At 70.8% G+C, this 13,357-nt stretch carries 11 protein-coding genes; 9 read left to right on the forward strand and 2 right to left on the reverse strand.

Going from position 1 to position 13,357, the window contains the following annotated elements; genetic code table 11:
* Position 1 precedes the first annotated feature (1 nt).
* From mtrB to secA, 5 genes are all read left to right on the forward strand, one after another.
* Positions 2 to 1,693 (forward strand): MtrAB system histidine kinase MtrB, encoded by a 1,692-nt coding sequence (gene mtrB, locus ABIC29_RS18830; RefSeq protein ID WP_354248008.1) that lies wholly within the window; start codon positions 2 to 4, stop codon positions 1,691 to 1,693.
* A complete protein-coding gene (locus ABIC29_RS18835; protein WP_116083233.1) occupies positions 1,686 to 3,377 on the forward strand; it encodes an LpqB family beta-propeller domain-containing protein in 1,692 nt (563 codons plus the stop codon). Before mtrB ends, ABIC29_RS18835 begins: the two co-directional genes overlap by 8 nt.
* Positions 3,378 to 3,473: 96 nt before the next feature.
* Positions 3,474 to 4,247 carry a ComF family protein gene (locus tag ABIC29_RS18840; protein WP_116083231.1) on the forward strand — a complete coding sequence of 258 codons (774 nt, stop codon included), beginning with the start codon at positions 3,474 to 3,476 and terminating at the stop codon, positions 4,245 to 4,247.
* Positions 4,248 to 4,348: 101 nt separating this feature from the next.
* Positions 4,349 to 5,050 (forward strand): ribosome hibernation-promoting factor, HPF/YfiA family, encoded by a 702-nt coding sequence (gene hpf, locus ABIC29_RS18845; RefSeq protein ID WP_116083228.1) that lies wholly within the window; start codon positions 4,349 to 4,351, stop codon positions 5,048 to 5,050.
* A 251-nt stretch (positions 5,051 to 5,301) separates the two neighbouring features.
* On the forward strand, positions 5,302 to 8,094 hold the full coding sequence (gene secA, locus ABIC29_RS18850) for a preprotein translocase subunit SecA (protein WP_116083226.1): 2,793 nt from the start codon (positions 5,302 to 5,304) through the stop codon (positions 8,092 to 8,094).
* Positions 8,095 to 8,174: 80 nt separating this feature from the next.
* Here the strand turns inward: secA and ABIC29_RS18855 are convergent, their stop codons facing one another.
* On the reverse strand, positions 8,175 to 8,606 hold the full coding sequence (locus ABIC29_RS18855) for an Rv3235 family protein (RefSeq protein WP_354248013.1): 432 nt from the start codon (positions 8,604 to 8,606) through the stop codon (positions 8,175 to 8,177).
* A 174-nt stretch (positions 8,607 to 8,780) separates the two neighbouring features.
* Between ABIC29_RS18855 and ABIC29_RS18860 the strand changes: the two genes are divergently transcribed.
* Entirely contained in the window at positions 8,781 to 9,389 is a 609-nt protein-coding gene (locus ABIC29_RS18860) for a hypothetical protein (protein WP_116083223.1), read from the forward strand.
* A 95-nt stretch (positions 9,390 to 9,484) separates the two neighbouring features.
* Here ABIC29_RS18860 and ABIC29_RS18865 read toward each other — a convergent pair whose 3' ends face one another.
* Entirely contained in the window at positions 9,485 to 9,778 is a 294-nt protein-coding gene (locus ABIC29_RS18865) for a helix-turn-helix domain-containing protein (protein WP_158551817.1), read from the reverse strand.
* Positions 9,779 to 9,899: 121 nt separating this feature from the next.
* On the opposite strand from ABIC29_RS18865, the gene ABIC29_RS18870 reads away from it, so the two are divergent.
* From ABIC29_RS18870 to ABIC29_RS18880, 3 genes are read left to right on the forward strand one after another with little or no spacing between them, the layout of a single operon-like run.
* Positions 9,900 to 10,523: a hypothetical protein gene (locus ABIC29_RS18870; RefSeq protein ID WP_158551816.1), complete on the forward strand. Its 624-nt coding sequence runs from the start codon at positions 9,900 to 9,902 to the stop codon at positions 10,521 to 10,523.
* On the forward strand, positions 10,520 to 11,776 hold the full coding sequence (locus tag ABIC29_RS18875; protein WP_116083215.1) for a CpaE/TadZ family protein: 1,257 nt from the start codon (positions 10,520 to 10,522) through the stop codon (positions 11,774 to 11,776). The genes ABIC29_RS18870 and ABIC29_RS18875 overlap by 4 nt, the downstream gene beginning before the upstream one ends.
* A gap of 59 nt (positions 11,777 to 11,835) precedes the next feature.
* Positions 11,836 to 13,329, forward strand: a complete 1,494-nt coding sequence (locus tag ABIC29_RS18880) for a sensor histidine kinase (protein ID WP_116083212.1) — start codon at positions 11,836 to 11,838, stop codon at positions 13,327 to 13,329.
* The last annotated feature ends 28 nt before the right edge of the window (positions 13,330 to 13,357 follow it).

Consider the following 13,357-nt stretch of genomic DNA (forward strand, 5'->3'; position numbering starts at 1 on the left):
AGTGGCCACCGCCGTCGACGACTCGCGTGCCACGGGCTCGTGGCGTGCCGTCCGGCGACGCCTCCTGGCGGTGTGGCGTCGCTCGCTGCAGGTGCGCACGGTCTTCATCACGCTCGGCCTCTCGAGCCTCGCGATCCTCGTGATCGGGCTCTACATCTCGTTCAGCGTCGCCTCGAACCTGTTCCAGGACCAGCGCTCGCGCGTGCTCGAGGCATCGAACAACGCCACCGCCGCCGCACAGCTCATCCTCGACTCCTCTGACGCGGCCGACCGGGGCTCGCTGCAGCTGCTCATGAAGGCCACCCTCGACACCGTCACGAGCATCGCCGGCACGAACGACGTGGCGCTGTTCCGCGACCCGGAGGCCGCCCCGAGCACCAACGCGCCCCCCGACCGGCTGAGCCCCGATCTCGCCGGCGTCATCTCGCCTGAGCTCCGCGCGCAGGTGCAGCAGCACACCGAGCGTCAGTACTGGCAGTCGGTCGCCCTCGAGAACTCCTCGGGCGGCACCGACCCCGGCATCGTCGTCGGCAGCGTGCTCCAGGTGCCCGCCGGAGCCGGCCGCTACGAGCTGTACATCGGCTACAACCTCGCCGAGGCCGAGCGGACCCTCGCGTTCATGCAGGTCACCGGCACCGTCGGCGCGCTCGCGCTCCTCGCCCTGCTCAGCGCCATCACGCTCGTCGTCGTGCGCGGCGTGATCGAGCCGATCCGCACGACCGCGTCGACGAGTCGTCGCCTCGCCGCAGGCGATCTCAACGTGCGCATCCCCGAACGCGGCGAAGACGAGCTCGCATCGCTCGCGGCATCCTTCAACGGCATGGCCGACAGCCTGCGCGAGCGCATCAGGGAGCTCGCCGAGCTCTCGGTCATGCAGCAGCGCTTCGTGTCGGATGTCTCGCACGAGCTGCGCACCCCGCTCACCACCATCCGGCTCGCCGGCGACGTGCTGTACGGCCAGCGCGAGGACTTCGCCGGCCCGACGGCGCGCACGGTGGAGTTGCTGCACACGCAGACCGAGCGGTTCGAACGCCTGCTCGCCGACCTGCTCGAGATCAGCCGCTACGACGCCGGTTCGGTGACCCTGACCACCGAGCCGACGAACCTCGTGCACCTCGCCGGCGACGTCATCGAGTCCATGAACGGCCTCGCCCGCGAGCGCGGCTCCGAGCTGCGCCTCGAAGCACCGGGCGGCCACCTCGACGCCGAGGTCGACCCGCGCCGCATCCGCCGCATCGTCACCAACCTGCTCGGCAACGCGATCGAGCACGGCGAGGGCCGGCCCATCGTCGTGGCGGTCGACAGCAACGCCACGGCGATCGCGCTCTCGGTGCGCGACTACGGCCTCGGCATGTCGCCAGAGGCGGCCGAGCGCGTCTTCGACCGCTTCTGGCGTGCCGACCCGAGCCGCGTGCGCACCATCGGCGGCACCGGGCTGGGGCTGGCGATCTCGCTCGAGGACGCCGTCGCGCACGGCGGCCGGCTCGACGTGTGGTCGCGCCCCGAGCAGGGCAGCGTGTTCCGACTCACCCTGCCCCGGTCGACCCACGTCGGGGGCGAACCCGCCGGCCCCGGTGCGGTCGTGCCGCCGTTGCCGCTCGAGCCCGACGATCCCGGTGCTGCGGGGCCGCCGCCGACGGCCTCCGTCGGCGCGATCCTGCCCGACGACGATCGCGAGGTGCACGATGCGTAGGGGCCTGCTCGCGGCATCCGTCGTCGTCCTGTCATTGCTGCTCACCGGGTGCGTGTCCATTCCGAGTTCCGGAAAGGTGCAGCAGGGCGATCCTGCGCCGACCGACGCGTCGTCGCTCGACCTCGACATCCTCGTCGACCCGCCGATCGTCGACGGCACGCAGCAGCAGATCCTCGAGGGCTTCCTCACCGCCGCGCTGAGCCCGCAGAACAACTACCGGGCGGCGTACGACTTCCTCACCCCGGCGTTCGCCGAGGAGTGGCAGGCGGACACCGGCGCCACCATCGACGTGCTCGCCGACCGCAAGTTCGAGACCGTGTCCGACACCGAGCAACGGCTGACGGCGACCCCGGCCGCCTCGCTGCGGAACAACGGCCAGTACGAGGTGGCCGCATCGGAGGCGCCGCTCGAACTCGACTACCGGTTCGAGCAGGTCGACGGACAGTGGCGCATCTCGAGCGCGCCCTCCGGCATCGTCATCGACGTGGCGAACTTCGCCCAGGTGTTCCGCGAGTACACGCTGTACTTCTTCGACCCCGTCTTCCGCTACCTGGTGCCGGACTCGCGCTGGTTCGCAGGCCGCGACTCGGCGCAGACGAGCGTCGTGCAGGCCCTGATCGCCGGCCCCGCCGAATGGCTCGACCCCGGCGTGGTCTCGGCGTTCCCAGAGGGCACCGAGCTCTCGCCCGCCGCGGTCCCGATCTCCGGCCGCGTCGCCGAGGTGTCGCTCACGGGCGCCGCCTTCGACGACGTCTCGGCCGCGCAGCGCATGCAGCTGCAGCTCGACGAGAGCCTCATCGGCAGCGTGCGCAACGTCGGCGACGTGTCGCTCATCCTGAACGGCGTCGAATCGGATGCCGGTGAGCCGGCCGATCCGCCGGCGCGCGATCCTCGGGTCGACCCCCGACCGGTCGTGTTCGACGGCGAGACGCTCGGCTACCTCTCGACCTCGGGCGACGGCATCACCCCGATCGAGGGACTGTCGGGGCAGGTCGCCAGGGCCGCGGCCACGGGCGCGGCGATCGGTCCGGACGCCGAGACTGCGGCGATCCTCAACGATGCGGGCGTGTCGGTGGTCACGACCGGGCAGGAGGAGCCGCTGCTCGTCGATCCGCGGGCCGGTCTGATCACCCCCGCGGTCGACCGCGCCGGCATCGTCTGGTCGGTTCCGGCCGCTGCGCCTTCCGAGCTGGTCTGGTTCACGCCCGACGGGCAGGCGTCCGGGCGGGTCGAGGTGCCCTGGTCCGGATCGTCGATCTCCGCGATCGAGGTGTCCCGCGACGGCACGCGCATGCTCGCGCTGCTCGGCGACGGCACCCGGACCTACTTCGTCGTCGCCGCGATCGAGCGCAACGTCGACGGAACCCCGATCGAGCTCGGCAACGCGGTGCTCCGGCTCGCCGAGGTCGACGGCGTGCCGCTCGACGTCGCATGGATCGACGGTCGCTCGGTGGCCTCGCTGACTCTCGTCGGCGGGGATTCGACGCGCATCGTCACGCAGGACCTCGGCGGCTTCGCAACCACCCGCGACGGTCCGGTCGACGGCCGGCAGCTCGATGCCGGCAACAGCTTCCGCGATGTGCGCGTGCTCACCGGATCTGGTTCCCTCGTCGTGCAGAGCGGCGTCGGGTGGCAGGAGCGGGCGAACGGCATCCGCTTCGTCGCGGCGCAGCTGCCGGGCTGACCCCGACCGCTCCTCCCCGGGCTCGCGCTCGGCCGGGCCGACCCGCTCGACGCGGGCGAGGGGCGGATGCCGCGGCGCGCCGGGCAGGCTCGAGACATGTCTGCGCTGCGGGACCCTCGAGCGTCGTCGACGCCGTCGGGCCGAGATCGCTCTGACGGCCCTCGCTCGATCGGTGCGATCGCTGTCGAGCTCTCGCGTGCCGCGCTCGCCGACGCCGTCTCGACCCTGATGCCGGTCGCCTGCGCCGGCTGCGGCAGGCCCGACCTCGCGATCTGCCCGGTGTGCCGTGCCGCGATCGCCGCGGCTCGGCCGGTCGAGGTGTCGCGCGCGGGTCTTCGGGTGCATGCGGGCCTCGAGTACGGCGGCGTCGCCGCCGCGCTCATCGGCGCCTTCAAGGACGGCGGGCGTGCGGATGCCTCGAGGGTGCTCGCCCCGGCGCTCGCGGCATCGATCCGCGCCGCGCTCTCCGGCATTCCGCGTGGATCGGCGGGCGCACGCGGCGCGGGCATCCTCGTCGCGACCGTGCCCTCGACGCGCGCGGCGCTCATGGCTCGCGGATACCGCCCCGTCCCGATGCTGCTCGCCGCGTGCGGCCTCCGCGCGATGCCGGTGCTGCGGCTCGCGCGCGACCGCGACGACCAGGCCGGGCTCGGCGCCGCAGCCAGGGCGGCGAACGCCGAAGGCGGGCTCGTGGCGCGCGAGCGCCTCGACGGGAGACGGTTCCTGCTCGTCGACGACGTGCTGACGACGGGCTCGACGCTGCTCGAGGCGCGCCGAGCGCTCGTCGCCGCGGGTGCGAGCGTCGAGGCGCTGGCCGTGCTCGCCGAGACCCCCCTCCGTCTCGGGCGACGTTCAGGATCCTCACGGTGAACAGATGGTGACATCCGGTGGTTCGCAGACTACGGTGGCAGGACAGGCGTGGTCCAACCACCCTTCAGAACCGGGTGACACGTCGGTGGATGGAGGTCGTCATGGAACTGAACATCGTCGGACGAAACCTGGGGATCACGGATCGATTCCGTACCTATGCGACCGAGAAGTCGGAGAAGATCTCCCACCTCGCCGACCGAGCCATTCAGCTCGACGTGAAGCTCTCACGGCACCACGAGAAGAACGGCAACACCGGGCCCGACCGTGTCGAGCTCACCCTCGTCGGCAAGGGCCCCGTGGTCCGGGCCGAGGCCGACGGCTCAGACAAGTACGCGGCGTTCGACGTCGCCCTCGGCCGGCTGCTCGAACGCATCCGCCGGGCGAAGGACCGGCGCAAGGTCCATCGAGGGCAGCACCGGCCCACATCGATCCGCGAGGCCACCGATCTCGGATTCGCCGAGGTGGGCGTGCAGGCCGCGCGCCCCGAGGTGCTCGAACAGGTGCGCACCGGCTCGATCCCGATCATCGACGAGAACACGTCGGTCCCCGAGGACGACGACGTGTACTGCCCCGTCGTCATCCGTCGCAAGGTGTTCGCGATGGCGCCCATGACCGTCGACGACGCGCTCTCGTTCATGGAGCTCGTCGGTCACGACTTCTACCTCTTCGTCGACTCCGAGTCCGGCCGGCCGAGCGTGGTCTACCGCCGCAAGGGCTGGGACTACGGCCTCATCGGGCTCGACGAGAGCGCCGACGCGTTCACCGATGACGAAGAGGTCTCCCTGCAGCGCGCCAGCGCGTAGCTGCGACATCCGTCGCCCGAACCGGGCGGGCAGCGCCATCGACTCCGAGATCCGCGAGTCGGTGGCGTTGCCGCGTTCGCGACGGGCGAATTCCGATCGGGGCGCACAGGCCGCTCGCCGCCGCCGCCCAGCCGGGTGCCCGCTAGCATGGCTATGATGCCGTCGATACGGCGCAACCGGCGTGCCTTCGGCGTTCCACCCGAGGGACGTTCCACCGAGACATGGCGCGCCGCAATGACAGGAGATCATTCGTGGCTTCGATTCTGGAGAAGGTCCTCCGCGTCGGCGAGGGCCGAACCCTCAAGCGACTGCAGAATTACGCGGCGGCCATCAACGCGCTCGAAGACGACTTCAAGGCCCTCACCGACGAGGAACTGAAGCACGAGACCGTCGAGTTCCGCGAGCGGTACGCGAGCGGCGAGTCGCTCGACGACCTGCTCCCCGAGGCGTTCGCCGCCGTTCGCGAGGCGAGCCGTCGAACCCTCGGCCTACGTCACTTCGACGTGCAGCTCATGGGCGGCGCGGCCCTGCACCTCGGCAACATCGCCGAGATGAAGACCGGTGAGGGCAAGACCCTCGTCGCGACCACGGCCGCGTACCTCAACGCGCTCGCGAGCCGCGGTGTGCACGTCATCACGGTCAACGACTTCCTCGCGAGCTACCAGTCGGAGCTCATGGGCCGCGTGTTCCGCGCCCTCGGCATGACCACCGGATGCATCGTGGCCGGCCAGAACCCGCAGGTGCGCCGCGAGCAGTACGCCGCCGACATCACGTACGGCACGAACAACGAGTTCGGCTTCGACTACCTGCGCGACAACATGGCGTGGCAGACGGCCGACATGGTGCAGCGCGGCCACTTCTTCGCGGTCGTCGACGAGGTCGACTCGATCCTCATCGACGAGGCGCGCACGCCGCTCATCATCTCCGGCCCGGCCTCGGGCGAGGCGAACCGGTGGTTCGCCGAGTTCGCGAACCTCGCGCGCCGCCTCACGCCGGGCGAGGACTACGAGGTCGACGAGAAGAAGCGCACCGTCGGCGTGCTCGAGGCCGGCATCGAGAAGGTCGAGGACTACCTCGGCATCGACAACCTCTACGAGTCGGCCAACACGCCGCTCATCTCGTTCCTGAACAACTCGATCAAGGCCAAGGCCTTGTTCAAGCGCGACAAGGACTACGTCGTGATGAACGGCGAGGTGCTGATCGTCGATGAGCACACCGGCCGCATCCTCGTCGGGCGCCGCTACAACGAGGGCATCCACCAGGCGATCGAGGCCAAGGAGGGCGTGCAGGTCAAGGCCGAGAACCAGACCCTCGCCACGGTCACGCTGCAGAACTACTTCCGCCTGTACGAGAAGCTCTCGGGCATGACCGGCACCGCCGAGACCGAGGCCGCCGAGTTCATGTCGACGTACAAGCTCGGCGTGGTCCCGATCCCCACGAACAAGCCGATGCTGCGTCTCGACCAGCCCGACCTCGTCTACAAGAACGAAGAGGTCAAGTTCGCCCAGGTCGTCGAGGACATCGTCGAGCGCCATGAGAAGGGCCAGCCCGTGCTCGTGGGCACCACGAGCGTCGAGAAGAGCGAGTACCTCTCGCGCCTGCTCGCCAAGAAGGGCGTGCGCCACGAGGTGCTCAACGCGAAGAACCACGCGCGCGAGGCCGCCATCGTCGCCCAGGCCGGCCGCTACGGCTCGGTCACCGTCGCCACGAACATGGCCGGCCGCGGTACCGACGTCATGCTCGGCGGCAACGCCGAGTTCCTCGCGGTGCAGCAGATGCACGAGCGCGGGCTCAGCCCCGTCGAGACGCCCGACGAGTACGAGGCCGCGTGGGATGCCGTGTTCGATGCGGTCAAGGCCGAGGTCGCCACCGAGGCCGAGCGCGTGCTCGAGGCCGGCGGACTCTACGTGCTCGGAACCGAGCGGCACGAGTCGCGCCGCATCGACAACCAGCTCCGCGGTCGTTCCGGTCGTCAGGGCGACCCGGGCGAGAGCCGCTTCTACCTGTCGCTGACCGATGACCTCATGCGCCTGTTCAACGCGGGCGCCGCCGAGAGCCTCATGTCGCGCGGTGTGCCCGACGACGTGGCCATCGAGTCGAAGGTCGTCTCCCGCGCCATCCGCTCGGCGCAGTCGCAGGTCGAGGCGCGCAACGCCGAGATCCGCAAGAACGTGCTCAAGTACGACGACGTGCTCAACCGTCAGCGCGAGGCCATCTACGGCGACCGTCGCCACGTGCTCGAGGGCGACGACCTGCACGAGCGTACGCAGCGCTTCCTCGAAGACGTCGTCGACGAGGTGCTCGACTCGCACACCGCCGAGGGCAACCCCGACGAGTGGGACTTCGACGCGCTCTGGACCGAGCTCAAGACGCTCTATCCCATCGGCATCACGATCGACGAGGTCGTCGCGGAGGCCGGCGAGAAGGGGCGCGTGAACCGGCAGTTCATCCGCCGCGAGATCATGTCCGACGCGAAGCTCGCATACGAGCGGCGCGAGCAGCAGCTCGGCAGCCCCGCGATGCGAGAACTCGAGCGACGCGTCGTGCTCTCGGTGATCGACCGCCGTTGGCGCGACCACCTCTACGAGATGGACTACCTGAAGGACGGCATCGGCCTGCGTGCCATGGCGCAGCGCGACCCGCTGGTCGAGTACCAGCGCGAGGGCTACGCGATGTTCCAGCAGATGATGGGCTCGATCCGCGAGGAGACGGTCGGCTTCCTCTTCAACCTCGAGGTCGAGGTCGCGCCGCAGGGCGTCGGCGCGACGATCGAGGCCAAGGGACTCTCTCGCCCGACGGCTCCGCAGGACAAGCTGAGCTACTCCGCTCCGAGCGACTCGGGCGGCGTCGAGGTGCGCAACGAGCGCGGACAGGTGCAGCAGGCGGCGACGCAGCGCGCCCGCCGTGCCGTCGCCGAGGCGCAGTCCCAGCCGCAGCCGGCTGCCGATCAGGCGCGCGGCGCCTTCGGTCAGCGCAGCGGAGAGGGCGACGCTGCTCCGCAGAATCGCGCAGAGCGCCGAGCCCAGGAGCGCAAGGGCAACTGAGTCAAGCGAGAACGGGGTCGATCATCCGCTGGATGATCGACCCCGTTCTGCGTCTGCCGAGACGCGGCAGGGCGAAGGGCTCAGAGCACCGTGATGGCGCTCGCCCGCCAGCGCTGGTCGAACCCCTCGAGGCGGATGGCCACCGCGCGGACCCGGTGCGGTTGGTGCACGAGCACGACGGCCTCGACCACCCCATCGGCGGGCTCGGTGGAGATGACGCGTCCGAGCCGGAAGACCGGACGCTGCGGGGCGACCCCCTTGACCCGGCGAGAGCGGTTCGCGAGCACCACGCGCATCGAGAGGCTGCGGTAGACGTCATCGGTCACCCAGCGGGCCAGTTGCTCGAGGTCTCGAGCGCCGGCCATCACCTCGACGACGCAGTGCGTGAGGCTCTGCAGCATGGACGAGGGATCGGGCAACTCGGCGCGCCGTGACGCCTGCGGACCGAAGAACTCGTCGTCGTCGATGAACGAAGTGCGCGCGTCGGTGCGCAGGGCGGGGCGTGCGGGCATCGGTGCTCCATCGGGAGGGACGGCGTGAGCCGAGGGGGTGGCCGCCCCCGAACGGGGGGCGTTTCGGGTGACCCTGCGATGAATGTATGAGCGGAACGGAATACGTGTCAAGGGCCGGACGCGATCTGTGGAGAACCGTGACTGCGATCGCGACACCGCGGGTAACGTGCCTGCATGCGGTGGGACCTCCTGTTCGACGACCTGGAGGCGCGACTCGATCAGGAGCAGCGCGACGAGGAGCGCGCCCTCGCGCTCGAAGAGGAGCGACTCCGCCTCGGTCGCATGGGTCTCCGCGACCGGTTCGCCGGCATGTCACGGGCGATCCACGACGATCTCGCGGCGTTCATCCGGGTCGAGCTGCGCACCGGTGCGACGCTCGCCATACGGCCCTCGGCCTTCGGTCGCGACTGGATGAGCGCCGATCAGCTCGACGGCGATCGCAGCGGCCGTCACTGCATCGTGCCGTTCGACGCGATCGCCGCCGTGCTCGCCGGTCCGGCCCTGCTCGAGCGCAGCCTCGCCCCGCTCGACGAGGTCCCATCGAGCCTGACCGACCGGATGGGACTCGCGTTCCCGCTCCGCGACCTCAGCCGGCGCCGTGCGGCCGTGCACGTGCTGACCGAGAGCGGCCGGGTGCACGGCACGATCGACCGCGTCGCACGTGACCACCTCGACCTCGCACTCCACCCCGCGGGCACGCCGCGGCGCGAGCGCGAGGTGCAGGGCTACCGCATCGTGCCGCTCGATCGCGTGATGCTCGTGTCGTTCGGCCCGCAGAACTGAGCGTCAGGGCGTCGAAGCGTCAAGCCGTCAAGCGCCGGGGCTCCAGGGTGTCAAGCGTCACGGTTCGTCGCACTCGTGTGGCGAGGGAGCGGCCGTCAGGGGTGGAGGCGTCGCGGGCCGAGTTTCGTGACGTTCGAGAAATCGGCGACGTCGGCGAACTCGCCCTGCTCCCAGAGCGCGGATCGTCGGGTCTCCTCGAGCCGGAAGTCGATCCAGAACTCGAGCTGCGTGCGCTCGATGCGCCACGGGCCGGTGTCGCCCACTCGGAGCGCCGGCAGCTCGCCCGACCTGATGAGCCCGTCGATCGTGGCCGCATCGACCTCGAGCATCTGCGCGGCGTCGGCGATGGACAGGAACCGTGCCAGGTCGCTCGCATCGGATGTGCTCATTTCTCGATTATCGACCGGCTCGGGCGATCCGTGCCTCGATGTGGATAACTTCACGGTGTTTCGGCAGGCATCCGGAACGATGGTCAGCGGTGCGGCGGTCGGCGCCGCCGAAGGGAGCAGGATGCCTCGTCGCTCGGAGCGCGGTTCGATCCGCATCGACCCACGCCTCGTCATCGGCGTCGTGCTGATCGCGGGTTCGACGGCCGGCGTGTACGCGCTGGTCAGCGGGCTCGACGATGCGACCGAGGTGTACCGGGCGGCCGAGACCCTCGTGCCTGGCGACCGCATCCGCTCGTCGGATCTCGTGGTGGAGCGCGTGCGCTTCGGATCGAGCGAGGTGCGCTACCTCGAGCCCGAGGCGATTCCAGACGCCGGGCTGATCGTGACGAGCACGGTCCGTGCCGGTGAGCTGGTGCCGATGGGCGCGGTCGACGACGTCGACCGCGCCGGCCTCGCCACCGTCGTCGTCACGAGCCGGGCCGCACTTCCCGAGAGCGTGCGCCGGGGCGCCGTCGTCGACGTCTGGTCGGCGAGGCAGGTCGAGCGCGGCGAGTTCGAGCCGCCGGCCGTCCTCGTGCCAGAGGCCGAGGTCGCCGCCGTCACGGGCGGCGGCGGCATGGTCGACAGCGGGAGCGTCGCCGTCGAACTGCTCGTCCCGCGCGAGCGGGTCGCCGCGCTGCTCCAGGCGCTGGCCGCCGAAGACGCGATCGATCTCGTGCCCGCGCGACCGCAGGCCGCGCGGTGAGCCGTCTCGCCTTCGCGCTCGACCCCGCGACCGAGGACCGGCTCCTGCCCGATGCCGTCGAGCACGGGCACCTCGTCGTGGGTCGCGCCCTCGACAGGGTCGACCTCATCGCCGCACTCGACGCGATCAGGCCTGAAGTCGTGCTCGTGAGCGCGGGCCGCGCAGCCCTGACCTCCGCGCTGCTCGAGGCCTGCGACGTCAGGGGCGTCCGCATCGTCGCGCTCGCGGCGAACGACGCAGAGCGTGCGCAGGCGCGTGCACTCGGACTGCACGAGGTGTTCGAGCTCTCCGCGACCTGGCGCGAACTCGAGGCGATCGTCAGCGGGGGAGTGCCGGTGCCCGCGCGCATGCCAGACCCCGCGACCGGAGGCGCTCGCGCGAACGCGGCATCCGTCATCGCGGTCTGGGGCCCGGCGGGAGCGCCGGGGCGCACGACCGTGGCCGTCAACCTCGCCGCGGAGCTCGCCGATGCCGGGCACCGCGTGGCCCTCGTCGATGCCGACCCGTACGGCGGCGCGGTCGCTCCTTCGCTCGGCCTCCTCGACGAGGCGCCGGGGTTCGCCTCGGCCTGCCGACTCGCGGGATCCGGCGCGCTCGATCACGGCGAGCTCGAGCGCATCGCGCAGCGCTACTCGAGTGCGCGCGCCTCGTTCGAGGTGTTCACCGGCCTCGTGGGCCCGAGTCGCTGGCCGGAACTCGCGCGCGACCGGGTCACCAGTGCACTCGGCGCCATGCGCGACTGGGCCGAGTACATCGTGGTCGACACCGGATTCAGCCTCGAACACGATGAAGAGCTCACGAGCGACCAGTTCGCCCCGCGGCGAAACGCCGCGACCTTCGCCACGCTCGCCCTGGCCGACGAGGTCGTCGCCGTCGGGCTCGCCGACCCGGTGGGGTTGTCGCGTCTGCTCCGCGGGCACGCCGAGCTCGTGGAGCATGTCGATCCCGCCCGGGTCAGGGTGGTCGTGAACCGGGTGCGCACGAGCGCGCTCGGCATCGACGCCTACGGCCAGGTGCGCCAGACGATGCGTCGGTTCGCCGGGCTCTCCGAGGTGGTCCTGCTGCCGCACGACGGCCGCGCCGTCGACGCCGCGATCCTCACGGCGAGAACGCTTCGCGACGCGGCGCCGAAGTCACCCCTCCGCACGGCGCTCCGCGGGTTCGCGCACGACGCGTTCCTCCCGGTCGTGCCCGTCGAGCGGCGTCGGCGCTTCGCCGCGCTTCGCGCCGAGGCGGGGTTCGCCGCAGGCTGAAACCACGTGCAGGTGGCGCTGGGGCCGCCGCCGCGGCATCCGACCAGTACGCTTGACCCGTGTCGACCCTCAGTGATCTCGTCCTCGCCCAGGGCCGCAGCAGTCAGGCCGATGTCGACTGGCTGCACATGCTCGTCGGTGATCTGCAGCTGCTCGCGGACCTCGCGTTCGCCGACATCGTGCTCTGGGTGCCCTCCGGTGACGACGATTTCGTCGCCGTCGCGCACTCCCGCCCGTCGAGCGCGGCCACGCTGTTCTATCGCGACTTCGTCGGTCAGCCGATCAAGTCTCAGTGGCGTGCGCTCGTCGACGAGGCGTTCGACGGGGCGCATATCGCGGACTCCTCGGCGCCCGACTGGTACGAGGAGATGCCGACGCGCGTGCGCGCCGTGCCGGTCATGCGCCGGCTCGCGGCGACCGGTACCAAGGTCGCGCCCGAGCCCGTCGCCGTGATCACGCGCCACACCAACCTCGGCGCGACGCGCACGGCGAGCCGTCAGGAGCTCACGTTCAACGAGTGCGCCGACGAGCTGTTCGAGATGATCGCGTCTGGCGACTTCCCCGACCTCGGTGCCCCGACGGGCCCTCGACGGGGTGCTCCGCGCGCCTCCGACGGGCTCATCCGCCTCGACGTCGACGGCATGACGACCTTCGCGAGCCCGAACGCGCTCTCGGCGTTCAACCGCATGGGCTTCGACGACGAGCTCGAGGGCGAATCGCTCGCCGAGGTGACCACGCGACTGCTCGCGGGCAAGCTCGTCGTCGACGAGTCGCTGCCGCTCGTCGTGACGGGCCGGGCGCCATGGCGCACCGACGTCGAGTCTCGCGGGGTCACCGTGTCGCTCCGCGCGATCCCGATCCGTCGCAGGGGCGAACGCATCGGTGCGATCGTGCTGAGCCGCGACGTGACCGAGTTGCGGCACCAGGAGCAGGAGCTCATCACCAAGGACGCCACGATCCGCGAGATCCACCATCGCGTGAAGAACAACCTGCAGACCGTCGCGTCGTTGCTGCGCATCCAGGCCCGCCGCACCCACTCCGACGAGGCTCGCGACGCGCTGACGCAGGCGATGCGTCGCGTCGGCGCGATCGCCGTCGTGCACGACACCCTGTCCGAGGGGCTCACGCAGAACGTGGACTTCGACGCGGTGTTCGACCGCGCGCTGCTGCTCGTCGCCGAGGTCGCCTCGGCGCACAACACGACCGCGCATCCCAAGCGGTCCGGATCGTTCGGCGTGCTGCCGAGCGAGTACGCGACGCCGCTCGCGCTCGCCCTCACCGAACTCGTCACCAACGCCGTCGAGCACGGACTGGCCGGTCAGGAGGGCGACGTGGAGATCACCGCCGACCGATCGGACACCATGCTCACGGTGCAGGTGCGCGACACCGGGTCCGGCCTGCCCGAGGGCAAGGTCGGGGAGGGCCTCGGCACGCAGATCGTCCGCACCCTGATCCAGGGCGAGCTCGGCGGCACGATCGACTGGCACACGGTCGTCGGCCGTGGAACCGAGGTCACCATCGAGGTGCCGTTGCGCTGGATCACGTCGGTCTGAGCTCGGACGCACGGAACGACGCCGTGGC

The organism is Agromyces sp. PvR057, from assembly GCF_040547485.1.
In the GTDB taxonomy this organism is placed as follows: Bacteria; Actinomycetota; Actinomycetes; order Actinomycetales; family Microbacteriaceae; genus Agromyces.